This is a genomic window from Micromonospora lupini str. Lupac 08, assembly GCF_000297395.2.
Classification (GTDB): Bacteria; Actinomycetota; Actinomycetes; order Mycobacteriales; family Micromonosporaceae; genus Micromonospora; species Micromonospora lupini.
Window position 1 is genome coordinate 2,734,358 of record NZ_HF570108.1, and the last position, 26,058, is coordinate 2,760,415.

Consider the following 26,058-nt stretch of genomic DNA (forward strand, 5'->3'; position numbering starts at 1 on the left):
GGCCCGGCGCTGTGCCGCCCGGGGTGCGGCCTGCGAGTACCCGTCGTGGAGGTGTTACCGTGGAATCCCGTGGATCGCGTGATCACTTTGCTGATCGAGCACGGCGGTCTGCATGACCGCGACAGACGACACGGGAGCAGGCCTTGGCCCCATCAGCACGGACGACCAGGCACATTTTCGTCACCGGGGGCGTCGCCTCCTCGCTGGGTAAGGGCCTCACCGCCTCCAGCCTCGGCAACCTGTTGACCGCGCGCGGGTTGCGCGTGGTGATGCAGAAGCTCGACCCCTACCTCAACGTCGACCCCGGGACGATGAACCCGTTCCAGCACGGCGAGGTCTTCGTCACCGAGGACGGCGCCGAGACCGACCTCGACGTCGGGCACTACGAGCGTTTCCTGGACCGGGCGTTGTCCGGCAAGGCGAACGTCACCACCGGCCAGATCTACTCCGACGTGATCGCCAAGGAGCGCCGGGGGGAGTACCTGGGTGACACCGTCCAGGTCATCCCGCACATCACGAACGAGATCAAGTCACGGATCCTGGCGATGGCCGACCCGGACGACGACGGCGTCCTGCCCGACGTGGTCATCACCGAGGTCGGTGGCACCGTCGGCGACATCGAGTCGCTGCCGTTCCTGGAGGCGATCCGCCAGGTCCGCCACGACCTGGGCCGGGACAACTGCTTCTACCTGCACGTGTCGCTGGTGCCGTACCTGGCGCCGTCGGGCGAGCTGAAGACCAAGCCCACCCAGCACTCCGTGGCGCAGCTGCGCAACATCGGCATCCAGCCGGACGCCATCGTGCTGCGCTGTGACCGGGAGATCCCGGTGAAGCTCAAGGAGAAGCTGTCGCTGTACTGCGACGTCGACGCCGAGGCGGTCGTCGCCGCGCCGGACGCCCCGAGCATCTACGACATCCCGAAGGTGCTGCACCGCGAGGGGCTCGACGCGTACGTGGTGCGCCGGCTCAACCTCTCGTTCCGGGACGTGGACTGGGCGAGCTGGGACGACCTGCTGGAGCGGGTGCACCGTCCCCGGCACACGGTCACCGTCGCGGTGGTCGGCAAGTACGTCGACCTGCCGGACGCGTACCTGTCGGTCAGCGAGGCGATCCGGGCGGCCGGTTTCGGTCACCGGGCGCGGGTGCAGCTCAAGTGGGTGCCCAGCGACGAGTGCGTCACCCCGGCCGGCGCCGCGGCGGCCCTGGCCGGCGTGGACGGCATCCTCATCCCGGGCGGGTTCGGGGTCCGCGGCATCGAGGGCAAGATCGGCACGGCCCGGTACGCCCGGGAGAACGGCATCCCCCTGCTCGGCCTCTGCCTCGGCCTGCAGTGCATGACGATCGAGGTGGCCCGGCACCTGGCCGGCCTGGACGGCGCCAACTCGCTGGAGTTCGACGAGCAGGCCGCGCACCCGGTCATCGCCACGATGGCCGACCAGGAGGACATCGTCGCCGGCAAGGGCGACCTGGGCGGCACCATGCGGCTCGGGGCGTACCCGGCGACGTTGACCGAGGGCTCGCTCGTCGCCGAGGCGTACGGCAGCACCGACATCAGCGAGCGGCACCGGCACCGCTACGAGGTGAACAACGCCTACCGGGACGCGCTGACCAAGGCGGGCCTGCACATCTCCGGCACATCTCCGGACGGCCGGCTTGTCGAGTTCATCGAGCTGGACCGGGATCTGCACCCGTTCTTCGTGGCCACGCAGGCGCACCCGGAGCTGAAGAGCCGTCCCACCCGCCCGCACCCACTGTTCGCGTCGTTCGTCAAGGCCGCCGTGACGTACTCGCAGGCCGACCAGTTGCCCGTCGACCTGGAGGCCGCGTCGGAGGCCCCGTCGGCGCGCAAGGCCGCCCGCAACGGCGCCGCCACGAAGGCCGCGTCGGCCTCGTGAGCGAGCGGAGCGAGCGAACCAGCAGGCTCAGCAGCGGGGCGCGTCGCGCCGTCGTCGAGCGCAGCGAGGCGATGGCGTGAGCGAGCGGAGCGAGCGAACCAGCGGCCACACCAGCGCGGTCGAGCACCGCTACGAGGTGCGTTCCCGCGAGGAGCGCTACCGGGGTCGGATCTTCGACGTGGTCACCGAGGAGGTGACCATGCCGGGCGGCGGGACCGCGCGGCGGGACCTCGTCCGGCACGTCGGGGCGGTGGCCGTGGTGGCCCTCGACGACGCGGGTCAGGTGGTGCTGATCCGGCAGTACCGGCACCCGGTCGGCCGGCACCTGTGGGAGCTGCCGGCCGGGCTGATGGACGTCTCCGGTGAGGAGTTGCCGGCCGCTGCGTTGCGGGAGTTGGCCGAGGAGGCCGACCTCACCGCCGGTCGGATCGACGCGCTCGTCGACCTGCACAGCTCGCCGGGTTTCACCAACGAGTTGGTCCGGGTCTACCTGGCCCGGGACCTGGGCGACGTGCCGGCGGCGGAGCGCCACGAGCGCCGCGACGAGGAGGCCGACCTGCAGATCGTCCGGATGGCCCTGGACGAGGCGGTCGACATGGTCCTGGCCGGCGAGATCACCAACGCGTCCGCGGTGGCCGGTCTGCTCGCCGCGGCCCGCGCCCGGGACACCGGTTTCACCCAGCTGCGCCGGGCGGACGCGCCGCTGCCGCGCTGAGCGCCGCCGCCGGTCCAGACCGGCGAGGGAGTACGCGCCAGAGGGGCCCCGCGGTCAGCCGCGGGGCCCCTCTACGTGTCGCCGTTGTCAATCAGTCGCGCAGCGGGCGGCCCTGCGCGTCCGTGCCGCCGTTGACCAGGATCATGATGCCGTCGATGACGCCCCAGAGCGCGCCGACGCCGCACGTCACCAGGCTCACGACGAGCTGGAGAACGGCGATCTTGGTGTGTCCGGTGTAGAACCGACCGGCCCCGAAGGTGCCGAGCAGGATGCCGAGGATGCCCGCGACGACCTTGCTCTTGTCGGAGTAACCCGGGGCGTACCCCGGCTGGTAAGGAGGAGTGGTCATGGGCGGACACACTAGTGATCCACTCGCCCGCTGTCCGTACCGCCACACGGCAGATGGGACGATAATGGGCGAACACTGTCCTGACGGCTGATGTGGCCTCCCACCGCCGGCCCGTTCGGCGCCCTGACACTCCGTCAGGTCACCCGGGCACCGGATGCCACTGTGCTGGCTCCCGGCGGGGCCGGGCGCGCCTAGACTGCCGCCGGCGGGACCGGTGGACCGCGGTGGCAATGGGGCCGTCGTGGCACCGAGCAGTCGGGGGAAACCGGTGGACCGCGGCGGCAATGGGGCCGTCGTGGCACCGCGCAGTCGGGGGAACTCAGCCCCGAAGAGAGGTGTCTGCATCGTGAAGGTCGGAATCCCACGCGAGGTCAAGAACCACGAGTACCGCGTGGCGATCACGCCGGCGGGCGTCAACGAGTTCACCCGCAGCGGCCACCAGGTCTTCGTCGAGTCCGGCGCCGGCGTCGGCTCCAGCATCACCGACGAGGAGTTCGCCGCGGCGGGCGCCACGATCCTGGCCACCGCCGACGAGGTGTGGGACACCGCCGAGCTGGTGCTCAAGGTCAAGGAGCCGATCGCCGAGGAGTACCACCGGATGCGCGAGGGGCAGGTGCTCTTCACCTACCTGCACCTGGCCGCCTCCAAGGAGTGCACGGACGCGCTCGTCGACCGCAGGGTCACCGGGATCGCGTACGAGACCGTCGAGCTGCCCGACCGGTCGTTGCCGCTGCTCGCCCCGATGTCCGAGGTGGCCGGCCGGCTCGCCCCGCAGGTCGGCGCCTTCTACATGATGCGTACCGGCGGTGGGCGCGGGGTGCTGCCCGGCGGCGTCTCCGGCGTGTACGCGGCGAAGACCGTGGTCATCGGCGCCGGCGTCTCCGGTATGAACGCCGCCGCCATCGCCCTGGGACTGCAGTCCGAGGTGCTGCTGCTGGACAAGAACGTCGCCCGGCTGCGCCAGGCCGACGCCATCTACCGGGGCCACCTGCAGACCATCGCCTCGAACGCGTACGAGGTCGAACGCGCCGTGCTCGACGCCGACCTGGTCATCGGCGCGGTGCTGGTGCCCGGCGCGAAGGCCCCGACGCTCATCTCCAACGAGCTGGTCTCCCGGATGAAGCCGGGCAGCGTGCTCGTCGACATCGCCATCGACCAGGGCGGCTGCTTCGAGGACTCGCGCCCGACCACGCACGCCGACCCGGTCTACAAGGTGCACGAGTCGATCTTCTACTGCGTGGCGAACATGCCCGGCGCGGTGCCGAACACCAGCACCTACGCGCTGACGAACGTCACCCTGCCGTACGCCCTGGAGTTGGCCAACCACGGCTGGCGCGAGGCGCTGCGCCGCGACCCGGCCCTCGCCCTGGGCCTGAACACCCACGAGGGCCAGGTCACCTACGGTCCGGTCGCCGAGGCGCACGGCATGAGCGTGCTCCCGCTGGCCGACGTCCTGGCCTGAAGAGCGGTGGCGGTCTGAGCGGGGTCGCGCAGCAGGCCGGCGTGGGCGCGGAGCCCGCGCCGGCCCTGCGTCGCGCCGTGCGCGGCTATCTCGACCACCTCACCGTCGAGCGCGGCCTGTCCGCGAACACCCTCGCCTCGTACCGCCGGGATCTCGACCGCTATCTCACGACCCTTGCCGACGCCGGCGTCGCCGACCTCGCGTCGGTCGGCGCCGGCGTCGTCGAGTCGCACCTGGCCCGACTGCGCGCCGGCGACGACGACCATCCGCCCCTCGCCGTGTCGTCCGCCGCCCGCGCGGCCAGCGCGGTCCGCGGCCTGCACCGCTTCGCGCTGCGTGAGGGACTGGCCGGCGCCGACCCCAGCCGCGACGTCCGCCCGCCCACCCCGCCGCGCCGGCTGCCCCGCGCGCTGGGCGTCGACGACGTGGTCCGGCTCCTGGAGACCGCCGGCCCGATCACCGCGACCGGCGAGGACGCGCCCCTCGCGCTGCGCGACCGGGCGCTGCTGGAGTTCCTGTACGGCACCGGCGCGCGGATCTCCGAGGCGATCGGGGCCGCGATCGACGACCTCGACACCGACGAGGGCACCGTGCTGCTGCGCGGCAAGGGTGGTCGGATGCGGCTGGTGCCGATCGGCGGGTACGCCGTCGACGCCGTCCGCGCCTACCTGGTCCGGGCCCGCCCCGGGCTGGCCGCCGGCGGCAGGGGCACCCCCGCGGTGTTCCTCAACGCGCGCGGCGGAGCGCTGTCCCGGCAGGGCGCCTGGGCCATTCTGCGGCGCGCCGCCGGGCGCGCCGGCCTGCCGGTCGACGGGCCTGCCGCGGTCTCCCCGCACACCCTGCGCCACTCGTACGCCACCCACCTGCTCGACGGCGGGGCCGACGTGCGGGTCGTCCAGGAACTGCTCGGCCACGCCTCGGTGACCACCACCCAGGTCTACACACTCGTGACCGTCGAGCGGCTGCGCGAGGTGTACGCCACCGCCCACCCGCGCGCCCTCGGCTGAACCCCGGCGGTCGTCGGCTCCGACACGCCGGGCCGGTGCCGAACGCCCTGCTGGTCCGTGGCGTACAGTCGGCATCGGCGCGGACCTCCTGGGGCGACACGACCGGGGTGCGCAGCGGCGCCGCGAAGGACGTCGGACGGCTCCGACGCCGGGTGGGTCGTCGGGAGGGGGCAACGAGGACATGGCTGGCAACGGTGACCGTGCCGAGACCTGGACGTCGGAGCTCCGCGAGCAGCAGGCCACGCTCGGCGCGGACCTGGGTCCGGCGGACCCGGCTGCCTACACCATGCGCAAGCCGATCCCCGAGCCGATGCCCACCGATCGGCACGGTCCGGCCCGCATCATCGCGATGGCCAACCAGAAGGGTGGCGTCGGCAAGACCACCACCACCATCAACCTGGGCGCGGCGCTTGCCGAGTACGGCCGCAAGGTGCTGCTCGTCGACTTCGACCCGCAGGGCGCGCTCTCGGTGGGCCTGGGGGTCAACCCGCACAACCTCGACCTGTCCGTCTACAACCTGCTCATGCAGGACGACGTGATGGCCGAGGACGTCCTCATCAAGACCGACGTCGCGGGTCTGCACCTGCTGCCGGCCAACATCGACCTCTCCGCCGCCGAGATCCAGCTCGTCAACGAGGTCGCCCGGGAGATGGCCCTGGCCCGGGTGCTGCGCTCGGTGCGCAAGGAGTACGACTACATCCTCATCGACTGCCAGCCCTCGCTCGGTCTGCTGGCGATCAACGCGCTGACCGTCGCGCACGGCGTGCTCATCCCGCTCGAATGCGAATTCTTCAGCCTGCGCGGCGTCGCGCTACTGCTGGACACCATCGACAAGGTGCGTGAGCGGCTCAACTTCGACCTGGAGCTCGAAGGCATCCTCGCCACCATGTACGACAGCCGCACCACGCACTGCCGGCAGGTGCTCCAGCGGGTGGTCGAGGCGTTCGGCGACAAGGTCTACCAGACGGTCATCACCAAGACGGTGAAGTTCCCCGAGTCTACCGTGGCCGGTGCGCCGATCACGACGATGGACCCGGCGTCCTCCGGGGCGCGCAACTACCGTCAGCTGGCCCGCGAGGTGATCGCCGCCCAGTCGGAGCGGTAGCCGGAACGCCAGGTGTCCGTGTCGTGGACTACGGTCGTGCGGTGACCGCGCCACCCCTCGACCCGCCCGAGGCCGCGGCAGGGGTCGACGACGTGCCGCCCGCCGACCCCGCTGTCGACCTGCCGGCCGGCCCCGCTGCCGACGCGCCTGCCACCGGCTTCACGGTGCGGCTGGCCAACTTCACCGGCCCGTTCGACCTGCTGCTGCAACTGATCGGCAAGCACAAGCTCGACGTCACCGAGGTGGCCCTGCACACGGTCACCGACGAGTTCATCGCCTACATCCGCGCCATGGGCGACAGCTGGGACCTCGACGAGGCCAGCGAGTTCCTGCTCATCGCCGCGACCCTGCTCGACCTGAAGGCGGCCCGGCTGCTGCCCGCCGCCGAGGTGGAGGACGAGGCCGACCTGGCCCTGCTGGAGGCGCGCGACCTCCTCTTCGCCCGGCTCCTGCAGTACAAGGCGTACAAGGAGGCGGCCGCCCACATCGCCGAACTGGAGGCGGTCGGCGGTCGCCGGTATCCCCGGGCGGTCAGCCTGGAGCCCCGCTACGCCGAGGCGCTGCCCGACCTGGTGCTCGGCATCGGCCCGCAGCGGCTGCTGAAGCTGGCCGTGCGGGCGATGACCCCGAAGCCCGTGCCGGAGGTGTCCATCGCCCACGTGCACATGGTCCGGGTCAGCGTCCGCGAACACGCGGCGATCCTCGCCTCCCGGCTGCGCCGGGCCGGCACGGCGACGTTCTCGCTGCTCTGCGCGGACTGCGAGGCCACCCTGGAGGTGGTGGCGCGGTTCCTGGCGCTGCTGGAGCTGTACCGGGAGGGTCTGGTGGCCTTCGTGCAGGAGCAGGCCCTGGAGGAGCTGACCGTGCGCTGGACCGGCCCGGTCGACGGCGAGACCGACCTGCACGTCGACGAGTACGCCGGCACCCCCGCCGACCCCGAGCAGGTGTCGGAGTCGGCCGGGCCGGCGTCGGCGGAGGCCGGACCGGAGCCGGCGGTCCAGGCCGGGGGACCGGACGTGACGGGAATGACGGAGGGAGAGCGGAATGAGTGACGAGGAACGCCGGGACTCGCTGGCCGACCAGGCCGCCGCCTGGGTCCCCCCGTGGGAGCGCCCTCGCCCACCCGCCCCGGCGGAAGCACCCGATCCCGCCAATTCCGCCGAGGCGCTCGCACCCGAGCCCGAGCCGGCAACGGTCCCGCCCGCCACCGCGGGAGATCTTGGTAGCAAACTGCCCCTCCAGGGGCCGAAATCGTCCAAGATCTCCGCCGAACCGGGCGTGGGGGCGAGCGGGGCCGCGGACGTACCCTCTCGGGCGGTTGGGCGGCGGCGGGTGACGGCCGCGCCGGAGCCCGCGCCCGACCTGCCCGACGCCGAGTTGCGCGGCGCGCTGGAGGCGATCCTGCTGGTGGTGGACGAACCGGTGAGCGAGTTGGTCCTGGCCCAGGTGCTGGAGCAGCCGGCCGAGCGGATCGGGCCGATGCTCGACGAGATCGCCGCCGGCTACACGGCCGCCGGGCACGGGTTCGAACTGCGCCGGGCGGCGGGCGGTTGGCGGTTGTACACCCGGCCGGAATACGCTACGTACGTCGAGCGGTTCGTCCTGGACGGGCAGTCCGTGCGGCTGACCCAGGCGGCGTTGGAGACTCTGGCCGTGGTCGCGTACAAGCAGCCGGTGACCCGGTCGCGGATCTCGGCCATCCGGGGTGTCAACTGCGACGGCGTCATCCGTACGCTTGTCACCCGCGGCCTCGTCGAGGAGTGCGGCGCCGAACCGGACAGCGGGGCGTTCCTGTACAAGACGACCACGCTGTTCCTGGAGAAGCTCGGGCTGAACACCGTCGACGAGCTGCCACCCCTCGCACCCTTCCTGCCCGACGACGTAGAAGAGCTTGCTGATGCGACCCGATAACCGTTCCCCCAAACCCGACGCCCCTGTCTTCGAGGGGGCGGAGCGCCTGCAGAAGGTGCTCGCCGCCGCAGGCGTCGGCTCCCGGCGTGCCTGCGAGGACCTGATCTTCCGCCGCCGGGTCACCGTGGACGGGCGGGTCGCCAAGCTCGGCGACAAGGTCGATCCGGCCACCTCGGTGATCCACGTGGACGGGGAGCGCCTCCAGGTCGACATCCGACTGGTCTACGTGGCGATGAACAAGCCGCGCGGCGTGGTCACCTCCATGGCGGACGACAAGGGCCGCAACGAGCTGGCCGAGTTCATCGGCAACCGGGTGGAGCAGCGGGTCTACCACGTCGGGCGGCTCGACGCGGACAGCGAGGGCCTGCTGCTGCTCACCAACGACGGCACCCTCGCGCACAAGCTCATGCACCCCTCGTACGAGGTGCTCAAGACCTACCTCGCCGAGGTGGTCGGGCCGATCCCGCGCAACCTGAGCAAGCGGCTGCTGGCCGGCGTCGAGCTGGAGGACGGGCCGGTCAAGGTCGACTCGTTCAAGGTGGTGGACACGCTTGGTAAATCCGCCCAGGTGGAGCTGAGCCTGCACGAGGGACGCAAGCACATCGTCCGGCGGCTGATGGAGGAGGTCGGGCACCCGGTCACCCGGCTGGTGCGTACCGCGATCGGTCCGATCCGGCTTGGTGAACTGCGCACGGGGCGGATCCGGCGGCTGACCAACGCGGAGGTCGCCGCCCTGTTCCACGCGGTGGGTGACTGACCCCCGAGTTCGGGGTACGGCTGCCGGTAGGCTCGCGACGGCCGGAAAGCGGTCGCCGGAGGTGGCGTGGGTCGCCTCGGGCGGCGTCGCGCGTGGGTCCGCCACGGACCCCGGGCATGATTGATGACGATTGACAAACCGCTTGCGGCGCCAGAGCACCGGGCGATCCGCGAGGTACGGGCTGAGGAGGACACGGTGGAGGAAAACGTACGGGCCGAGCGATGTGTGGTCGCTGTGGACGGGCCGTCCGGTTCGGGTAAGTCCACCGTGTCGCGGCGGCTCGCCGCCGGCATCGGTGCGCGCTACCTGGACACCGGGGCGATGTACCGGGCGATCACGTGGGCCGTGCTGCGCTCCGGCGTGGACCTCACCGACACCGCGTCGGTGGCCAAGGTCGCCGGCGAGGTCAAGCTGCACATCGGCACCCACCCGCAGGGGTACGCCGTGAGCGTCGACGGCGTGGGCGTGGACGCGGACATCCGGGGTCCGGAGGTGACCGGCGCGGTTTCCGCCGTCGCCGCCGTGCCGGCCGTTCGTGAGCTGCTGGTCGCCCGGCAGCGCGAAATGATCGTCAACGCCGGTCGGATGGTGGTCGAGGGCCGGGACATCGGCTCGGTCGTTGCGCCGGACGCCGACCTGAAGGTCTTCCTCACCGCCTCCGAGGCGGCCCGTGCCGCCCGGCGCAGCGCCGAGGACGCCGCCGACGTGGCGGCCACCGCCGCCGACCTGGCCCGCCGCGACCGACTCGACTCGACCCGCAAGGTCAACCCGCTGGCCCAGGCGCCGGATGCCGTCGTGCTGGACACCACCGAGCTGGGCATCGACGAGGTCGTCGCCCGGCTGCGTGACCTGCTCACCGAGCGGGGAGTGGCATGAGTAGCGCGGTCGTGTCTCATGACAGTCCGGAGCGAAGCGGAGGAGTGGCATGAGCGAGGGGGCGGGATGGGTCGAGCTGCGCGAGCCCGACGTCATCCTTGAGGAGCCGACCGGCCCGCAGCCGGTGGTGGCCGTGGTGGGCCGTCCCAACGTGGGCAAGTCCACCCTGGTCAACCGGATCATCGGCCGTCGACAGGCGGTCGTCGAGGACGTCCCCGGTGTGACCCGGGACCGGGTGCCGTACGACGCGCAGTGGAACGGCCGGTCGTTCACCGTGGTGGACACCGGCGGTTGGGAACCGGACGCGAAGGACCGGGCCGCGGCCATCGCGGCGCAGGCCGAGACGGCGGTGGTCACCGCCGACGTGGTCCTCTTCGTGGTCGATTCGATGGTGGGCTCCACCGACGTGGACGAGGCCGCGGTGAAGATGCTGCGGCGCAGCGCCAAGCCGGTGATTCTGGTGGCGAACAAGGCCGACAACACCGCCATCGAGATGGAGGCCACCTCGCTGTGGTCGCTCGGCCTCGGTGAGCCGTTCCCGGTGTCCGCGCTGCACGGACGCGGCTCCGGTGACCTGCTGGACGCCATCCTCGCCGCGCTGCCGGAAGCCCCGGCGATCGTGGAGAACCGGCCGCGCGGGCCGCGTCGGGTGGCGCTTGTCGGTCGGCCGAACGTGGGCAAGTCCAGCCTCCTCAACCGGTTCTCCGGCGAGGAGCGGGCAGTCGTCGACTCGGTCGCCGGCACCACTGTGGACCCGGTCGACAGCCTCGTCGACATCGGCGGCCAGACCTGGCAGCTCGTCGACACGGCCGGCCTGCGCAAGCGGGTCGGCAAGGCCAGCGGCACCGAGTACTACGCCAGCCTGCGCACCGCCGGCGCGATCGAGGCCGCCGAGGTGGCCGTGGTGCTGCTGGACGCCAGCGAGCCGATCAGCGAGCAGGACCAGCGGATCCTGACGATGGTGACCGAGGCGGGCCGTGCGCTCGTCATCGCGTTCAACAAGTGGGACCTGGTCGACGCCGACCGCCGGTACTACCTGGACAAGGAGATCGACCGGGAACTGCGCCGCATCCCCTGGGCGATCCGGCTGAACCTGTCGGCGATGACCGGCCGCGCGGTGGACAAGCTGGCCCCGGCCCTGAACAAGGCCCTCGCCAGCTGGGAGACCCGGGTGCCGACCGCGCACCTCAACCAGTGGCTGACCGCGCTGGTGCAGGCTACCCCGCACCCGGTGCGCGGTGGGCGCGCGCCGCGCATCCTGTTCGCCACCCAGGCAGGGGTGGCGCCGCCGCGGTTCGTGCTCTTCACCACCGGCCCGCTGGACGCCGGCTACCAGCGCTTCGTCGAGCGCAAGCTCCGCGAGGAGTTCGGGTACGAGGGCAGCCCCATCGAGATCTCCGTACGCCCCCGCAAGAAGCTCGGCCCCGGCGGCCGTGGCAAGGCGCACGGCTGACCTGTTCTGCTCGTGGACATGCCGGATGGGCCGTTGCGCCCGTCCGGCATTTCTTCACCCCACCCTCCTAGGACGCTCTAGGGGATGTGCGGTGGTTCGCGGCTCGCACGACGCGGGTGGGGCCTGTGCGGACGGCCGGCGGGTGCTGCGCTAAGCTTTAGCGGCTGTCGCGGGGGAAACCGCGCGGGGGCGGGACGTGGCGCAGCTTGGTAGCGCACTTGACTGGGGGTCAAGGGGTCGTCGGTTCGAATCCGGCCGTCCCGACAGCGAGAGGGTTTCCACAGGTCAGAGCCTGTGGAAACCCTCTTTTTCGTGTTCATGGTGGTTCGTCGAGGTCGAGCACGCCGCTTATCGACCCCTTGACTCGACGGGTGACCGACATGGCTCTACTGGACCTCACCAAGCTCACGACCGACCTGTCCTCGACCTGGGCGGGCTACCTGCGCGACTGGGACCGGACGCTGCGGGCGGGCAACTACCCGGAGACGACGCGGTACAACTACCTCCTCGCCGCGGCGCAACTGGCCCGGTACCTGGCCGAGCACTCTCCCGACCCTGATGCCGTCGACGCCGCGGAGGACCCCACCGAGGTGACCCGGGGGCATGCGGAGGCGTTTCAGGCGTGGATGATCGAAACCCGGTCGGCGTCGACCGCGTTGAACAAGCACAAGGGTCTGCAGCAGTTCTTCAAGTGGTTGCTGGCTGAGGAGGACATCGACCGGTCCCCAATGGATCGGGTCCGACAGCCCAAGACGCCCCAGAAGCTGATCCCGATCATCCGGGACGAGGACACGAAGAAGCTCCTCGACGCCTGCAAGGGAAAGACGTTTCCGCAGCTGCGGGACGAGGCGATCATTCGCCTGTACTACAACACGGGAGCGCGGCTGTCGGAGGTCGGCAACCTGCTGCTCGATGACGTCGACCTGAACACGGAGTCGGTGCACTACCACGGCAAGGGCGCCAAGGACCGCCGGGTGCGGTTCGGGCCGAAGACTGCCCGGGCCATCAGCCGCTACCTCCGCGCGCGCGGCAAGCACAAGGGCTCGGAATTGCCGGATCTGTGGCTCGCCGACCGTGGCGGCCGGAGGTTGGCCGCCAACGGCATCAAGATTCGCCTGAAGCGGCTGGGTCTCGCCGCGGGCGTGGCGAACGTGCACGCCCACCGCTGGCGGCACAACTTCGCCCACGAGTGGAAGCGTGCTGGCGGTAATACCGGCGACCTGATGCTGCTGCTGGGCTGGACCTCCGAGGACATGCCCCGGCACTACGGCGCCAGCGCGGCGGCCGAACGCGCCCAGGAGATCCAGGTGCAACTGGGCATCGGGGAAGGGGTGTAGACGCGGGCAACACGGTCGGCCGACCTGAGTACCGGCTTGGCCGACCGCGTTGCCCGCGTCGTCGATCGGCGGGCCTGAGTCGAGTCGGCGCTGGGCTCGGCGTGCTGGCTCCGATGCAGCTCCTACGACTTGTCGTAGGGAGCTGCATCGGATTGGTCGGCTTCCGCTGATCCGCTGATCGACATTCGCCACGTCATAGGAACGGTCGAAGTTCCGATGGTGACGTTGCGTAGCGGGTGGCCAGCCAGCGATGCGTGGCTCAGCGTTCGGATCTGTCGATGAGCGCGCGGCGTTGGGTACGGCGAAAGATGCGGGAGCTGGGTCGTTTGCGAGGATCGACAGGTGCCCGCCCCCCTGCCGCAACCTCCGACGCAGTCGAGAGCGTTGCGCGCCGTCATTGCCGGTGCTCCGACTACGGCACTGGCAACGACATCCAGCGGCCCTAGTCCGACGTCCACGACCTCGCGCAGATGGTTGAAGCGTCTGCTCGTCGCTCTGGCTGTCGCAGTCGGCTTCGCCGCTATCGGAATGCGTGGTGGCCTCCCGGCTCCTAGGGAGGTCCTAGCCGCCCTCGGCGACGCCGACTACGGCTGGCTCCTGCTCGCCGCGTCGCTGCAGTCCGTTTCAGTCGGCGCCTTCGCGTTCCAACAGCGGCGTCTGCTCCACAGCCTTGGAGCGCATCTGCGACGCGGTCACGCATTCGCGATCGTTCTGGCCGGTACCGCGATCTCTATCAGCATGCCTGCGGGTCCCGCTGTCGCCACCGCGTTCACCATCAGCAAGTACCAGCGTGCCGGCGCCACGCGTGAGGTGGCTGCAGCCTGCGTGGTCGTGTCCGGGCTCGCTTCCATCGGCGGACTCGCCTTGCTGTACGCCGGCGGCGGTATTGCGATCGTCGTCGGCAGTGCGACGACGCTGCAGAACTGGCAGCCCTTGGCCGTCGTTGCCGGACTGGCCGCGCTGACCACCGCGACCGTCATGATTGGACGTCGGTATGCCCGTCGGTTGTCCCTGCGCCGCTTTGGCGCAGGCAGCGGCGTAAGGCAACGGCTGTGGATCGGGCTGGACTCGGCCCTGGACGCATGGAAGGCGGGTACTGAACTCAAGGTCCGTGACTGGGCGACGGCGCTCGCATACGCCGTCGTCAAATGGCTGGCAGACCTGACATGTCTAATCGCCGTGGCCCGCGCACTGGACCTACCGATCGGCACGATGACATTAACCAGTATCTACCTCAGTGTACAGATCGTTCGCCAGGTGCCCCTCACACCTGGGGGTGTCGGCGTCGTCGAGTTTGCCTTACTTGGCGCGCTCACCACCGCAGGCGTCGGCGGCATCACCGCCGCCGCCGCTGTCCTGCTCTACCGGCTGCTTTCCTGCTGGCTGATCATCCCGGTAGGCGGCATCGCCGCGTTAACGCTACGTCACGGCCCCGATATCCGGCCCTGACCACTCACGAACTCGTAAGGCTCCACGTCCCGTGCCGTGCCGTGCCGCATCCGGATCTGCCGCGATCGATCGCTACCGGGTGCCGCGCCTTTCGTACATGCTCGTCAATACGCCCAAGGCGATGGGCCTTGCTTCAAGACGTGCACGCCGAGGTCTGCGTCGGTCGGCCACATCGTGAGTTGGTACTCCAGATGGTCCCCGACACCTTCCAGATTGCACCTAACCGGCCGACGGTCCGTCTGCGCGTAGACCACCCGAACCCTGTATCGACCTGCCGGCAGCGGCACAGGTTCAACCTCGTTCGGAAGCTCCGTGGCACCTGTCACTGCCATCTTCCCTGAGGGCAACAGAATGTCTGCTTCTACGACATGGTCGAAGGCGTCGAGAGATTCAACCTCGGGAGGCGTGTTCAAGAGCGCCACCGTCACCGGTACGTAGTCGTAGCGGGCCGTTCCCACCACGATGCAGTGACGCTCTACAGCGATGCGCCAGGTGTCATCGGCCGAGTCCCAGGTGTCCCCGTCAAAGACGTCCTCGGTCGCCTCCGCGTCCGAGATGACGAAGGCCAGATGATCGGCATAGGGCTCAAAACAGCGAACGAGCTCACGATCATCAGTCACGGCTGAACGCTACCAAGATCGGCACGGAGCACGAAGGCGCTCCGGGTGAGTCGGGCAGCATCCGAATCTGCCGCTGATCGTGTGCGGGGGTAGGCGGCGTGCCACACGCACCGTAGTCCCTCTTCACCGTTGCTCAGTATTTGGAACTGCCGATGTCAGCGCACGCTGCGGATGGGGGTCTTGCCGACGGTGGGCTACTCACCGAGCCACGACAGGGCTGTCGCCGGCCGTTCGTGCGTGGACCCATCACGGACCTGCCACATGGCGGCCCCGCCGCGTTCGTCGGAGATCAGGAACAAGCCGACAGGGCGATCACCGTCATCGTCGACCGGCGGCATCGCGGCCAGCTCGCTAATCTTTTGGCGGAACCAAGGTAGCTCTGCTTCGCGGATGTCACCGCCGTAGAAGAGGTACAGCGTCCAGTTGAACGGCACTGCCGGGAAGGCCCAGCCGTCGGAGTAGGGATCGTGATGGTGCCGTCGGACGATCTCTTCAGCAGTGTTCCGCTGTTTGAAATCGATCTCCAGCCAGCCGCGGGCCGACACGTACATCCCCATGTCGTCCTACTCTAGGTACCGCATCCGGTAGCCGCGATCCGCGCGCTCCGGATCTTGGCGTGCCGTCACAGCGCTCCTGACATTGGCCAATTGCTACAGTGCGTGTTTCCTGGAAGAACCGGCCGGTAGTGCGAGGGGTCGGCGGTGGCCATCACCTCGCCGATCTGTTGGTAGGTCTCGATGTCGCTCGGGCGGACCTCGAATGGCACCCATGCCTGCGGCGATGCGTGGCGCGTGAGCATCTTGTGAATCTGTCGTTGCCGATCGCGCTCAGGGCTCGGTGGCCGGACCCGTAGAGCGGTGTGGTGCCAGTCGTCCAGGCGCAGCACCTGCGGTAGGTCCGCCGGCACGAGCTGACGTACCTCGGTATTCTCGGCCAGCAGAAGATCGCGATGCTGGGGAGCGAGGAGTCTGAAGAGGTCTTCCGGAGAGATCGTCGCAGCGGCGGCTACCGGCACGGCCTGCCCTCGAATGACCAACGGCACCTGCCGGTACACGGCCGCCCCCGGATCGTCTTCGAACAGGTCGGCGAAATTGTCGATTCGGTTGACGAAGTGCCTGTTCCAGGTCTTGTTCGTGCCAGTGAGGCAGTTGCCGAGAGCATGCAGCACGTCAACGACGTTGGCAGCGCGCGGGTTGCAACCGACGGTGTCGATGACCCGCGCCCAGCGCTCGGCGTCGCTGAAGGCATGTAGCCGAGCCGCTATCAGGTAGCTGTGGGGGTGTTCCGGCTCGGGAAACCGCAGCTGCTCGGCAGCTCGGTCGAACACGTCGACGACAGCCTCAACCCGCACCATGCTTCGGATGATAAGGCCCGGCATGTCACGTCGTTGACCCTCGATTAAATGCATGCCTCATGTCGATTCTCGCTCGCGTCCGTCCGCGGTGCCTCGACTCAGCCTGACCGGACGACACCGCCGCTCGCGCTGCGACGGGGCCCGTGGACAGCCGTCCGGGGAGCCCTTGTCACGCCGATTCTTGTACGTCACGGCGTACCTGCCTATGCACTCGGATCTGTACGCCGACGGCGGGACTTGCGGGACAGTTCCGCGAGCTGCAACATGTACGCCTTCCTGGCGTGTCGTGCCATTTCCGCGCGTACATCTGGATCGAGCAGGCCGTCGGGGTCGACCTGTCGCTCGAAGCGTTCGAGGAAACCCTGCGTGCCTGCTGCCGTCCGGGCGCGACGGTCGGTCGTTCTGGCCCAGGATGCGTGGGCGGCTATGCGTGCCCGGCGTCGGCGCTGCTCCGGGGTCAGCCCCGTCGACCCGGCTGTCGGTTCTTCGGGTTCAGACACGCTCACCGATCCCGACACGGGATTGGCTCTCCTGGGCGCGTTCGGCTGCTGCGCTGGCCCCGTAGTGCCGGGGCATGTCGTCTGAGGTCCAGCCGAGCAGCAGCATCAGGTCGCCCGTGTCGCCGCCGGCGCGCTTCCACTCGTGGGCGAAGTTGTGCCGCCAGCGGTGGGCGTGGACGTTCGCTACGCCGGCGCGGCGGCCGCGACGTTTGAGCATGAGCTTGATGCCGTTGGCGGCAAGTGCCCGTGTGCCTCGGTCTGCAAGCCAGAGCTCGGCAAGGAGTGATCCTTTGTGCTGGGACCGCGCTCGGAGGTAGCGGCTCATGGCCCGCGCTGTCTTGGGTCCCAGCCGTACCCGGCGGTCCTTGGCGCCCTTGCCGTGGTAGCGGACAGTGTCCGTGTCGGCGAGGCTGACATCGTCAACATGAAGGCTGGCGACCTCGGACAGCCGGGCACCCGTGTTGTACAGCAGGCGGATGATCGCCTCGTCTCGACGGTCGACGAACGCCCTGCCCCGACACGTATCCAGAATGCGTCGCGTGTCGTCGTCCCGCATGATCGGGATCAGCTTCTGCGGCGTCTTGGGCTGCCGAACGCGCTCCATCGGCGATCGATCGATCTCCTCTTCGTCCAACGCGAGCCATTTGAAGAACTGCTGCAGAGCTTTGTGCTTGTTCAGGGCGGTTGCGGGTGAGCGTGTCTCCACCATCCACGCCTGGAACTCCTCCACATGTGCCCGGGCCACGGCAGTGGGATCGTGTGCTGCCTCAGACGTGTCAGGTGCCGATGCCACACGATCCTGCAGGTAGCGGGCCAGTTGTGCCGCGGCGAGCAGATAGTTGTAGCGGGTCGTCTCCGGATAGTTCCCGGACCGTAGTGACCGATGCCAGTCCTCCAGGAAACCGCGCCAAGGAGAGGGCAGGCCAGCGAGCATCTTTCCTGCGTCTATTGGCATGGGGTGACGCTCCAGGTCGAGCATTCGTCGAGGACCGGCCGCAGGGTGCCGATGGGCCCGTCGCGGTGGTGGAGCCACCGATCCGCTGGTGCGTGCGCGGCTGCGGTGTGGCCGGTCACCGTGGGTCCTGTGCCTCTCTGGCCCGCCGGGGGACGCGGTCGGTGGCTTCGTTTCGGGTGCGCCAGTCCTCAGTGGTGATCTGCCAGCGAGTGCGGGTTGCGTCGCCGGTGCCGCGCGGCGCCCGGTGCCGGCTGAGCCGATTCCGCCGAGGTGCGGAGGGAGCTTCGGCGACCTTCCAACCTGCAGCCCGTAGGGCGGCGGCGGGCTTGTCGGTGCGGGTGTAGGTGATCATGCGCTGGTAGCCCATGCGTCGGGCGACTCGCCACGCGGCGGCGAGCAGGACCGAGTACGCGTTGCGTGGCCCGTCGGTCGCCAGGCGGCTGACCTCGGCGGTCAGGCCGTCGTCGTGGCTGCGGGTGTCGGGACGGCCGACCATTGCGACCCCGATGAGGTTGCCGGCGTGGTTGGTCAGTCCGAGGGAAAACGTGTGTCCTTGCGGTCGTTCGAGCTGCTGGTGGTTGGCGCTGATGTAGGCGCACGCCTGCCGGTAGCTGATCGGCCGTACCCGCGGACGAGTTGAGCGGCGACGCGACGGACGGCGGTGGGCGACAGTCTCCGGTTGGTCAGTCACGGCAGCCTGCTCTCACGACGAAGACCAGCAGGTGCAGGTGAGTCGGTAAGGCGTGCTGGCCGGCCGCCGACCGCGCCGCGTTTGCGCTGTCCGAGGCCAGGCCCACAGTTGGAGTGATCGCGAGGACGTGCTGGAGGTACCTCATCCCACTGGCGTGAGCCTCGGGGACAAGCCCGGCTAGGTGCACGACCTCGGTGGGCGCCGGTTGGGTCGGACGCTGCTCGACGACGAGGACCGCGAAGCCGTCCGGGGTGATGACCAGCCGGAGGGCACGGAAGAGATCGGCCACCGCACCGTCGACCGGCCTGGGCCGCGCGAGCGACTGGGGTCGCGGCCAACGCAGCACGACCAGGTCGACCTGCTCCATGCTGTCGAGACCGGCCAGATCCGCAGCATGAGCGACCGGGCGGTAGGTACGGCCCGCCGCAATGCTCTCGTCACGAACGGTCGGGTCGCCGTCGAAGTCGACCAGGGTTGCGCCGCGCCGGCTGTAGACGGCGATGACCCGACGCACCAGGAGGCGGCGAAACGTGGACTCGCTGATCTCGCCAAAGGCGCCACTGCGCCACACCGAGATCCAGATCGGCGAGCCACCGACGATGACGTCGACGTGAAGGAAACCGCGGTGGTGGTCGAAGTTGGAGTTGTCGACGTATGGGTCGGGTCTGCCGTCTCGGGACGATGGGTTCGGCCCGTTGGAATTCTCGGGTGTCGCGGAGGATCTGGTCATCGGTGGGTGGCTTCCACACCGGCTGGCCCGTGCTCACGACCACCAAGAGCGGTCGTGACGGTGGGTTTGCTGGGGGAGCAGCGCGTTGGCTACCCAACGGATGGCCATCCGTTGGCCAACGGTTGGCCAACCTCCGGTCCGGCGGTTGTGGCGGACTGCCGCGGCGGGTTGCCGACGAGTCCGGCGTGGATGGCAACCGTCCGATTACCTGCACGAGGTGTGGCGCCGCCTCGGCTGGTCACACAGGGTGGCGGGATCTTGACGCGTTGCGCTAGCGTCTCACCTGCGCCGCGGCCGGGTGGGTTAGCGGCCATGCGGTGGAGGTTCCCGTCGCGGATCCGCCGCCACAAGAGACGGAAGGGCGTGAACGTGGTGTTCGAAGCCGGAGCAGCGACTACACCTCTGTCCGGGACGTCGGCACGATTCTGAACGAGATCGGCGGCGCCGTCGGCGTTGCCCGTGCCAACGATGTCTGCACCGAGATGAGCAACGCCAACCAAGGTGCGGGGCTGGGAAAATCAGACGTGCAGCTACGGTCCGGCTGGAGCCGGACCGAAGCCGCATGCGTAGCGAGTCGACGAGGTTCGGGGAGTGCCGTGCGTACGGGTAAGGGTCGCCGATCGGCGCTGAAGTTCGCCGTCGCCGTGTCGATGGTTGGTGTGGTGGTCGGGTCCGGGGTGGTGGGCGTGCCGGCTCCGGCGTCGGCGGCCGACACGGTACGCGGCCTGCAGTGGTATCTCGATGCGCTGCAGATCCCCCGGGCCCATGAGATCACCAAGGGGCGTGGGGTGACGGTCGCCGTCATCGACAGCGGGGTCGACGCGACGCACCCGGCGCTCGCCGGCCAACTGGCTGGCCGCCCCGGTGCTGCCCCGCCGGAATCTCCGCAAGGCTGGGTCGACCGGGACAAGGAGGAGGGGCACGGCACGTCGATGGCCGGCCTGATCGTCGGGCGGGGCGGCGACCGGAACCGGCAGCTGGGGATCGCGCCGGAGGCGAAGGTCCTGCCGATCGCGCTGAGCGGCAGCGAGGGCAACGGCTACGACGGTGAGGTAGCACGCGACATCCGTTGGGCCACCGACGCCGGAGCCGACGTGATCAGCCTGTCCATCGGCTTCGAGCAGCCCGCCAGCATCCGAATCGTCGAGGCGGTCCAGTACGCCCTGGGCAAGAACGTCGTACTCGTCGCGGCGACCGGCGCGGGCGGTCGGACGGTCAACTCTCCGGCCAACACACCCGGCGTGATTGCGGTCAATGCGACAACCCGATCGGGAGACCTCGCCCGCGCCTCGGTCGCCGGCCCTGAGGTGGTCCTCGCGGCCCCGGGCGACGACATCATCGCTCCCGTGCCAACGGCGGTGCAGGACAACGGTTACGCGGTTGCCTCGGGCACTAGTCAGGCGACCGCCATCATGGCCGGGGTGGTCGCGCTGGTGCGGTCACGCTACCCGGACCTGGACGCGGCGAACGTGATCAACCGCCTGATCCGGACGGCCCGGGACGTGGGGGTGCCGGGTCGGGATCCGGAGTTCGGCTTCGGCGTAGTGGACGCGCTTGCCGCGCTGCAGCGGCCGGTGCCAGCCGTAGACGGCAACCCGCTGCTGGCGGCCGGCGCGCAGCCGGGTGGAGCGACGACCTCCCCGAAAGGCGCGCAGACCGAACGGCCGGCTGTCGCCATCAAGGTCAAGAACAAGACCGGCGTCATCGTCGCGGGCGTACTGTGCCTGGCCGTCGTCATCGGCGCGGTGGTGCTGGCCGTAGTCGTCGCCCGCCGCCGGCGCCGCCGCACCGCGCCGCTAGTCGGACCCGAACCGGGCAGAGCGCTGGTGGGTGGGCCAGGCTTCCCGCCGCCCGGATACGGGCACCCGGCCGTCCCGCCGCCCGGCTACGGTCCGCCGGGAGGTACGCCGCCCCCGCGGTCAGATGCTGCGCAGCATCCTCATCCACATCAGCCCAGGCCGCAGCCCGTACCCCCATTCCCTCCGCCCGCGGCGCTACCGGGGCAGCCTGGTGGGTCGGGGCAGTCCGGGACCTCGCCGCCCCAGGGCTTGGGCGGCCCGCACCAGCGCTGACACACCACCGACCGATCAACGGGGAGGACGGAGATGAGCGACGAGGGCAACAGCCCGCCGCAGGTGGAAGGCTGGATACGGGTGCCGCCCGGCGTCGCCGACGCGATGCCGGCCGGCAGCCCGATGCGGCCCATCGCCACGGTGGCTGCGCACGGGCCGGCCGTGGGTTTCCGTCAGGATGACGTCCGCGCCGGCGCAGGATCGGCGCCGTCACAGCTCGTGGGCGGGCCCGGTCAGCGCGACGTCACCGAGTGGGAGGCGGACCGTCTGGAAGCGGCCGCCGACAACATCGAGCGCCACGCAAGCTACCTGCGCCGGCTCGCCGTCGACATGGAGGAGATCAAGGACCTGCTCGGCGGCGAAGCGGCACTGGCCAGCCCCGGCGGCGCGCTGGGCGGTTTTCCCAAAGGGCTGAGCCTGGCCGCCGCTCACCATGGTCTGCACCGGACCACCTCGGAGTCGCTGACAAGTCTCTCCAACGACATGTACCGCGCGGCCGATGCGCTGCGGGAGGTCAAGCGTCAGTACGACACCGCCGAGGACGCGAACAAGATGTCAGCGCAGGAGATGCAGCGTGCCCTGAGGGCCGGCGGCCCCGCTCCGGGCAGCAGCGCGGAAGGAGTTTGACGTGAGCGCTCCGAGCTGGGAGGAAATGGCGCGGCAGGTGCTGGTCGCAGGCCGGCCGGCCGACATCACCAGCGCCGCGTTGGGCTGGCAGGCGCTGCTGGGCAACATCGAGGAGGTCAAACGACTGGTGGACGCCGACATCCACGACCTCGGCGAGAGCTGGAAGGGCCCGGCGTACGACGCGTTCCGCACGCACATGGAAGCGCTGACCAAGCAAGCCGAGACGATCGTGGACGGCGCCCGGGAGTCGGGCAGCGATCAGCACAGCATCGTGACCGTCCTGCAAACCGCCGCGCAGGACCTGGAGCGTGCGCAGAACGCGATGCCGGTCCCACAGGGGTGCGTGGGCGACCTGGCGGCGGCCCGCAACGGTGCCATAGTCATCGAGACAGGGGTGTTCGAAGCGAGCATCCGGGCCGACTTCGCGGGTAGTTGGCCGATGGAGAAGCTCGGCCAGCTCAACGACCGTATCGGCGAATTCTTCAACAACAACACCGAGGACGCGCGCAAAGCCTACGACCAGGTCAGCGACGACTACACAGCCCGGGAGCGGGAGACCCCCGGAGGCGGGCTGTCGGAGAAGCGCACAGGCAGCGGCCCGAGCGGGGTGGACCTGGAAGGTCCGACGGGCACCGGCGGTGCCGGTAAGGCGGCGGGCCTCGGTGACGGGCCTTCGACTGGCGGTCTCGGTGGGGAACCTTCTCTGGGAGCCGGGCACCTCAGCTCCGGCGGGGCAGTCGTCGGCTCGGGCGCCCACCCTGACCTCTCTTCCGGCTCTGGCGGCTACGACGGCAACGCCCCAAGCGGCAGCGGCAAGCCCTCGGGCGTCGGCAGTGACCTCGGTGGTGGGGCTCTGGTCGGCGAGTACAACAGTGGCTTGGCAGGCGCAGGCGCAGGTACGGGAACCCTCACCGGCGTGAACTCCGGGTTTGGTGCCGGCGGGGGCGTGCCCAGCGCGACCGGCTTGGGCGCCGGGGGCGGCGGCCTTGGTGGCACGGCAGGCCTGGGCGGGGCCGGTGCCCACATCCCGGGCGGTGGTTCCCTGGGCCGCCCGGTCAGCCTCGGCATGTCGCCGATGATGGGTGGCGCGGCTGGTACCGGTGGTGCTGGGCGCGGTGCCAATGGTCCGTCCAGCAGGGGCGGTGCGGCGATGACGCCTGGCATGGTCGGCGCGGGCGGCCCGGGTGGGTCAGGCAGCAAGGGCGCCCGGGCGGGCGGCGGTGGCGTCCGGGGCGGCTTGACTGGGACGAACAGTGGGGCCGCTGACGGCGACGAAGAGGCCCAACACGGCACCTGGCTCAGGGAAGACGACGACGTATGGGGCGCGGACGACGACGGCACGGACGGTGTGTTGCGCTGAGGCTCGGCATCGACCAGTGCTTTGCACGTTGACGGCCGCGGTCGTCCCTGGGGTCGTGCCCGACAATGATCGCGGCAGACCCATCCGGAGAACAGGGATACCGACGAGCCCTCCAGGTCGGCCCAACAGCGGAGCGCCGTCACCCACCGACGGCGAGTTTCGACCCGACGGCGGCTGGCCGCCTTCGCCGTACCGCGAAGTTCGCTTATTTGGTATGTGCCATGTTTGACGGTTGGTTGCCACCCGCTGCGGAGTCGCCGCGGGGCTACGGGTGAATGCGGTCGCCCGGTTGGCTCATGGGCGACAGAATGGCTGCGATCATGGTGGCCTGCGGTGGGAACGGGGGCGTCGGTGGACGCGATGTCGCTGGGCACAGTGCTGCTTCGGTGGCTGCGAGCTACGTCTGCCGGCTCGAGCGAGTCGCCTGAACGTGATTATCTGCCGGAGCTGCCGGCCATCGAGTGGGTGCGGGCTGGGGCCGGTGGCGGCGATCGAAGCGTGAGTCCCGCAGAGTTCTCGGCCGTGTTGCTGAGGGTGGCCCGCGACGGTGAGCCGGGCCTGCGGGCCGCGGCTGTGGATGCGCTGGGTTCCGCTGAGGCCCGGTGGTGGTTGGCGGTGGATGAAGCGCTGCGGGAGCGGTGGTGGTCCGCGCCGCGCTGGTCGCGGAGCCTTGCGGGGGACCTGGCCGATGGCGAGGTGGAGGTACTCCGCCTGGCCGTAGCCGGCTGCCACCGTGAGGGGCGGATCCGCGAAGCGGCGGTTGTTCGCCTGGCTGATCACACGCACCCGGCCGCGCTGGCGGTGCTGGCGCTTCGGACCGCCGACTGGGTGGCTGAGGTACGCCAGCGGGCACGGGCGGCGGTGGATGGTTGGCTGTCGTCATCGCGGGGGTCGTTGACCCAGCTCACGGAGATGGCGTTCGCTCTGCGCGGTCGAGGTCAGGGTGCCTGGCTGGCCGAGCGCGTCGAAGGTGTCCTGCGGGACCTGCCATTGGGCGGCCTGGAACCGTTGCTGGCGGCGCGGGATCGTCGGACCCGGCGGGCGGCGTACCAGGCCGCGACGACCGGTGGCCTGTTGAGTGTGAGCCGGTTGATCACGGCCGCGATGAAAGACGACGACCTGCCGATCCGGTCCCTGTGCGCCCGAGGTGCCGTTCAGGCCGCGACGGACCCGGCTCAGTTGCGGGGGTTACTGGTCAGCCGTACTGCGCTGGTCCGGGCTGAGGCACTGCAGGCCGTAACTGCGGTCGGTGATCTGGGCGCTGCTGAGGCGGCGTTGCCTGATCGGCATCCCCTGGTGCGGGCGATCGCCCAGGCCGGGCTCCGCCGCGGCGGCGAGGACCCGGCGGAGTTCTATCGCCTGCTTGCTCGACGGGAGCCGCCGGCGCCGGGCGTGATCGCCGGTCTGGGCGAGACCGGTGACGTCGAGGATGCCGGCCTGGTTCGACGGTGGCTGGCACATCCACGTGCGCGTGGTCGGGTCGAAGCGGTCCGAGCATTGCGTCGTCTCGGCGTGATCCGGTCGGCCGAACTGTGGCCCCTGTTGCGCGACGACTCTGGCGCGGTGACCCGTCAGGTGGTGGCGGCCCTGCGACACGACATCGGCGCCCTGGACCCGGAGGTGCTTGAGGCACTCCTCAGGCCGGGCAACGCGCCGCATGTCCGGTTCGCGGGCTACCGGCTACTGACCTTGACCAACGCATGGCAGCGACTGGACACCAACCTACGGCTGATCGATGATCCCGACGACCGATTGCGCGCCGGTGCGCAGGCGGACATCAGCGTGTGGCTCAATCGGCAGGCGGCCACGACCTATCACGGGCCATCGGGCGATCGTGCCGCCGAACTCGACAAGCTGATCGAACGTGCCCGCCCGATCCTGGGCGAGGATGAGGTCCGGCTGCTGCGGTTCCATGCCGGCCTGCCCCATCAGGCGGAACTATGACCGGCGACGACATGCCTCGCCCGCTCAGCGTCATCGAGCGGGACGTCATCGCGCGGCTGCTGTCCGTGCCGTTCCCTGGGCGCGACGAGTTGCGTGCGCAGTTGCCGTTCGCCAGAGTCGAGGGTCGGTGCGGGTGCGGCTGCGTGACCGTCAACCTTGCTGTGGACCGCGCCGCAGCGCCGGCCGCGGTGTCGTCCAGTGCGCCGGTGTCGGCTGACATCAGCGACGACGAGTTCTACGCCGGCGTTGTGCTACTCGTCGATGGTGAGGGCTATCTGTGCTGCCTGGTTAGGGATTCAGACCGCACCACGCGGCGGTGTGCCGCGAATCCTATACAGCCAGTCCATGAGTGCGGCGTAGTCAGCACAGTGAGACCCTGACGGGGATCGACGCGACGAAGTAGGGCGTGTCCTGCGTGATGTGCTGACACCCAGGCTCGGTCGGTGTTCGTGATTTCGTCGTCGACCCAGGCGAAGGGGCGGCCTGCGGCCCAATCAACGAGAGCGCGGGTCTTCCAGTGCAGCCCGTTCCGCTCGTCCTGCTCGTCGGTGTCGGTCGGCTCCGGCCAGATCACCACCGGCAGCTGCGGCAGGCCGATCTGTGGCGCGATGGTCTCGTTTGCGTCGTCCATCCAGGTCGTGGCCCAGACCAGGTCGCATCGTAACGCCGTCAACCGGGGTCCGTGTTCGGGATTGATCCTGCCCAAAAGCGGATTCGAGCTGGTCTCTCGTGGTTCAGTGCCCGTCTCGCAAGTTGGGTATTGCTGCGGTGTCCCACCGAACGGAATGAGGGGTCCGTCAACATCGAGGAAGAGCAGCGGACGCCCTGCAGAGCCGGTCACGGCAGCACGATATCGGTTCATCCTGGCCGGCCCGAAGCACTATCGTGC

The 26,058-nt window shown here is 69.9% G+C and carries 25 protein-coding genes and 1 tRNA gene; 18 read left to right on the plus strand and 8 right to left on the minus strand.

The window, feature by feature from the left end:
• Nucleotides 1-143: 143 nt before the first annotated feature.
• Together MILUP08_RS13685 and MILUP08_RS13690 are read left to right on the plus strand one after the other, a co-directional pair.
• Entirely contained in the window at nucleotides 144-1,895 is a 1,752-nt protein-coding gene (locus MILUP08_RS13685; RefSeq protein ID WP_007458511.1) for a CTP synthase, read from the plus strand.
• A gap of 76 nt (nucleotides 1,896-1,971) precedes the next feature.
• Nucleotides 1,972-2,610: an NUDIX domain-containing protein gene (locus tag MILUP08_RS13690; RefSeq protein ID WP_007458513.1), complete on the plus strand. Its 639-nt coding sequence runs from the start codon at nucleotides 1,972-1,974 to the stop codon at nucleotides 2,608-2,610.
• A gap of 91 nt (nucleotides 2,611-2,701) precedes the next feature.
• On the opposite strand, the gene MILUP08_RS13695 is transcribed toward MILUP08_RS13690, so the two are convergent.
• The gene (locus MILUP08_RS13695) at nucleotides 2,702-2,959 is read right to left on the minus strand and encodes a TM2 domain-containing protein (protein WP_007458521.1); all 258 of its coding nucleotides are present in this window, start codon (nucleotides 2,957-2,959) and stop codon (nucleotides 2,702-2,704) included.
• A gap of 346 nt (nucleotides 2,960-3,305) precedes the next feature.
• Here MILUP08_RS13695 and ald point away from each other — a divergent pair, with 346 nt between their 5' ends.
• The 11 genes from ald (at nucleotide 3,306) to MILUP08_RS13750 (ending at nucleotide 14,316) form a co-directional block, all read left to right on the plus strand.
• Nucleotides 3,306-4,421, plus strand: coding sequence for an alanine dehydrogenase (gene ald, locus MILUP08_RS13700; protein WP_007458523.1), 1,116 nt, complete (start codon nucleotides 3,306-3,308; stop codon nucleotides 4,419-4,421).
• A 14-nt stretch (nucleotides 4,422-4,435) separates the two neighbouring features.
• On the plus strand, nucleotides 4,436-5,428 hold the full coding sequence (locus MILUP08_RS13705) for a site-specific tyrosine recombinase XerD (RefSeq protein WP_051065946.1): 993 nt from the start codon (nucleotides 4,436-4,438) through the stop codon (nucleotides 5,426-5,428).
• Between the two features lie 181 nt (nucleotides 5,429-5,609).
• Nucleotides 5,610-6,533 carry a ParA family protein gene (locus tag MILUP08_RS13710; protein ID WP_007458526.1) on the plus strand — a complete coding sequence of 308 codons (924 nt, stop codon included), beginning with the start codon at nucleotides 5,610-5,612 and terminating at the stop codon, nucleotides 6,531-6,533.
• 41 nt (nucleotides 6,534-6,574) lie between these two features.
• Nucleotides 6,575-7,585, plus strand: coding sequence for a segregation and condensation protein A (locus MILUP08_RS13715; RefSeq protein ID WP_083915993.1), 1,011 nt, complete (start codon nucleotides 6,575-6,577; stop codon nucleotides 7,583-7,585).
• Nucleotides 7,578-8,444, plus strand: coding sequence for an SMC-Scp complex subunit ScpB (gene scpB, locus MILUP08_RS13720; RefSeq protein ID WP_007458528.1), 867 nt, complete (start codon nucleotides 7,578-7,580; stop codon nucleotides 8,442-8,444). The genes MILUP08_RS13715 and scpB overlap by 8 nt, the downstream gene beginning before the upstream one ends.
• A complete protein-coding gene (locus tag MILUP08_RS13725; RefSeq protein ID WP_007458529.1) occupies nucleotides 8,431-9,201 on the plus strand; it encodes a pseudouridine synthase in 771 nt (256 codons plus the stop codon). Before scpB ends, MILUP08_RS13725 begins: the two co-directional genes overlap by 14 nt.
• Before the next feature lie 195 nt (nucleotides 9,202-9,396).
• A complete protein-coding gene (cmk, locus tag MILUP08_RS13730) occupies nucleotides 9,397-10,077 on the plus strand; it encodes a (d)CMP kinase (protein ID WP_007458530.1) in 681 nt (226 codons plus the stop codon).
• Between the two features lie 49 nt (nucleotides 10,078-10,126).
• On the plus strand, nucleotides 10,127-11,530 hold the full coding sequence (gene der, locus MILUP08_RS13735; protein WP_007458531.1) for a ribosome biogenesis GTPase Der: 1,404 nt from the start codon (nucleotides 10,127-10,129) through the stop codon (nucleotides 11,528-11,530).
• Nucleotides 11,531-11,720: 190 nt separating this feature from the next.
• A tRNA-Pro gene (locus MILUP08_RS13740) sits at nucleotides 11,721-11,794 on the plus strand.
• A 116-nt stretch (nucleotides 11,795-11,910) separates the two neighbouring features.
• Nucleotides 11,911-12,867 (plus strand): tyrosine-type recombinase/integrase, encoded by a 957-nt coding sequence (locus tag MILUP08_RS13745; protein WP_007458532.1) that lies wholly within the window; start codon nucleotides 11,911-11,913, stop codon nucleotides 12,865-12,867.
• A 474-nt stretch (nucleotides 12,868-13,341) separates the two neighbouring features.
• On the plus strand, nucleotides 13,342-14,316 hold the full coding sequence (locus tag MILUP08_RS13750) for a lysylphosphatidylglycerol synthase transmembrane domain-containing protein (protein WP_237747062.1): 975 nt from the start codon (nucleotides 13,342-13,344) through the stop codon (nucleotides 14,314-14,316).
• 104 nt (nucleotides 14,317-14,420) lie between these two features.
• Here MILUP08_RS13750 and MILUP08_RS13755 read toward each other — a convergent pair whose 3' ends face one another.
• From MILUP08_RS13755 to MILUP08_RS13780, 6 genes are all read right to left on the minus strand, one after another.
• A complete protein-coding gene (locus tag MILUP08_RS13755; protein WP_007458534.1) occupies nucleotides 14,421-14,936 on the minus strand; it encodes a hypothetical protein in 516 nt (171 codons plus the stop codon).
• 194 nt (nucleotides 14,937-15,130) lie between these two features.
• Complete coding sequence (locus MILUP08_RS13760) at nucleotides 15,131-15,493, minus strand: hypothetical protein (RefSeq protein WP_007458536.1); 363 nt, start codon at nucleotides 15,491-15,493, stop codon at nucleotides 15,131-15,133.
• Nucleotides 15,494-15,558: 65 nt separating this feature from the next.
• The gene (locus MILUP08_RS35880; RefSeq protein ID WP_167626041.1) at nucleotides 15,559-16,290 is read right to left on the minus strand and encodes a DUF7003 family protein; all 732 of its coding nucleotides are present in this window, start codon (nucleotides 16,288-16,290) and stop codon (nucleotides 15,559-15,561) included.
• A gap of 492 nt (nucleotides 16,291-16,782) precedes the next feature.
• On the minus strand, nucleotides 16,783-17,769 hold the full coding sequence (locus MILUP08_RS13770) for a tyrosine-type recombinase/integrase (RefSeq protein ID WP_237747063.1): 987 nt from the start codon (nucleotides 17,767-17,769) through the stop codon (nucleotides 16,783-16,785).
• A 91-nt stretch (nucleotides 17,770-17,860) separates the two neighbouring features.
• The gene (locus MILUP08_RS13775; RefSeq protein WP_007458539.1) at nucleotides 17,861-18,436 is read right to left on the minus strand and encodes an XF1762 family protein; all 576 of its coding nucleotides are present in this window, start codon (nucleotides 18,434-18,436) and stop codon (nucleotides 17,861-17,863) included.
• Nucleotides 18,429-19,166: a hypothetical protein gene (locus MILUP08_RS13780; RefSeq protein WP_007458540.1), complete on the minus strand. Its 738-nt coding sequence runs from the start codon at nucleotides 19,164-19,166 to the stop codon at nucleotides 18,429-18,431. The genes MILUP08_RS13775 and MILUP08_RS13780 overlap by 8 nt, the downstream gene beginning before the upstream one ends.
• 317 nt (nucleotides 19,167-19,483) lie before the next feature.
• Here MILUP08_RS13780 and MILUP08_RS33780 point away from each other — a divergent pair, with 317 nt between their 5' ends.
• From MILUP08_RS33780 to MILUP08_RS13805, 5 genes are all read left to right on the plus strand, one after another.
• Complete coding sequence (locus MILUP08_RS33780) at nucleotides 19,484-21,238, plus strand: S8 family serine peptidase (protein WP_007458541.1); 1,755 nt, start codon at nucleotides 19,484-19,486, stop codon at nucleotides 21,236-21,238.
• 33 nt (nucleotides 21,239-21,271) lie between these two features.
• Nucleotides 21,272-21,865 carry a hypothetical protein gene (locus MILUP08_RS13790; protein WP_007458543.1) on the plus strand — a complete coding sequence of 198 codons (594 nt, stop codon included), beginning with the start codon at nucleotides 21,272-21,274 and terminating at the stop codon, nucleotides 21,863-21,865.
• 1 nt (nucleotide 21,866) lies between these two features.
• Complete coding sequence (locus tag MILUP08_RS13795) at nucleotides 21,867-23,225, plus strand: WXG100 family type VII secretion target (protein ID WP_007458558.1); 1,359 nt, start codon at nucleotides 21,867-21,869, stop codon at nucleotides 23,223-23,225.
• Nucleotides 23,226-23,585: 360 nt separating this feature from the next.
• Nucleotides 23,586-25,169 (plus strand): hypothetical protein, encoded by a 1,584-nt coding sequence (locus MILUP08_RS13800; protein ID WP_051065707.1) that lies wholly within the window; start codon nucleotides 23,586-23,588, stop codon nucleotides 25,167-25,169.
• Nucleotides 25,166-25,549: a hypothetical protein gene (locus tag MILUP08_RS13805; protein WP_007458562.1), complete on the plus strand. Its 384-nt coding sequence runs from the start codon at nucleotides 25,166-25,168 to the stop codon at nucleotides 25,547-25,549. Before MILUP08_RS13800 ends, MILUP08_RS13805 begins: the two co-directional genes overlap by 4 nt.
• Here the strand turns inward: MILUP08_RS13805 and MILUP08_RS34500 are convergent.
• Entirely contained in the window at nucleotides 25,441-26,031 is a 591-nt protein-coding gene (locus MILUP08_RS34500; protein ID WP_007458564.1) for an HAD domain-containing protein, read from the minus strand. The genes MILUP08_RS13805 and MILUP08_RS34500 overlap by 109 nt on opposite strands.
• Nucleotides 26,032-26,058 lie beyond the last annotated feature (27 nt).

Excerpts from the sequence above, each read along its gene's own strand:
- MILUP08_RS13780 (WP_007458540.1), bottom strand. The coding sequence starts at position 19,166 with ATGACCAGATCCTCCGCGACACCCGAGAATTCCAACGGGCCGAACCCA.
- MILUP08_RS35880 (WP_167626041.1), bottom strand. The coding sequence starts at position 16,290 with ATGGTGCGGGTTGAGGCTGTCGTCGACGTGTTCGACCGAGCTGCCGAG.
- MILUP08_RS13760 (WP_007458536.1), bottom strand. The coding sequence starts at position 15,493 with ATGGGGATGTACGTGTCGGCCCGCGGCTGGCTGGAGATCGATTTCAAA.
- der (WP_007458531.1), top strand. The coding sequence starts at position 10,127 with ATGAGCGAGGGGGCGGGATGGGTCGAGCTGCGCGAGCCCGACGTCATC.
- MILUP08_RS13710 (WP_007458526.1), top strand. The coding sequence starts at position 5,610 with ATGGCTGGCAACGGTGACCGTGCCGAGACCTGGACGTCGGAGCTCCGC.
- MILUP08_RS13805 (WP_007458562.1), top strand. The coding sequence starts at position 25,166 with ATGACCGGCGACGACATGCCTCGCCCGCTCAGCGTCATCGAGCGGGAC.
- MILUP08_RS34500 (WP_007458564.1), bottom strand. The coding sequence starts at position 26,031 with ATGAACCGATATCGTGCTGCCGTGACCGGCTCTGCAGGGCGTCCGCTG.
- MILUP08_RS13800 (WP_051065707.1), top strand. The coding sequence starts at position 23,586 with ATGTCGCTGGGCACAGTGCTGCTTCGGTGGCTGCGAGCTACGTCTGCC.
- MILUP08_RS13695 (WP_007458521.1), bottom strand. The coding sequence starts at position 2,959 with ATGACCACTCCTCCTTACCAGCCGGGGTACGCCCCGGGTTACTCCGAC.
- scpB (WP_007458528.1), top strand. The coding sequence starts at position 7,578 with ATGAGTGACGAGGAACGCCGGGACTCGCTGGCCGACCAGGCCGCCGCC.
- MILUP08_RS13770 (WP_237747063.1), bottom strand. The coding sequence starts at position 17,769 with ATGCTCGACCTGGAGCGTCACCCCATGCCAATAGACGCAGGAAAGATG.
- MILUP08_RS13725 (WP_007458529.1), top strand. The coding sequence starts at position 8,431 with ATGCGACCCGATAACCGTTCCCCCAAACCCGACGCCCCTGTCTTCGAG.
- MILUP08_RS13790 (WP_007458543.1), top strand. The coding sequence starts at position 21,272 with ATGAGCGACGAGGGCAACAGCCCGCCGCAGGTGGAAGGCTGGATACGG.
- MILUP08_RS13745 (WP_007458532.1), top strand. The coding sequence starts at position 11,911 with ATGGCTCTACTGGACCTCACCAAGCTCACGACCGACCTGTCCTCGACC.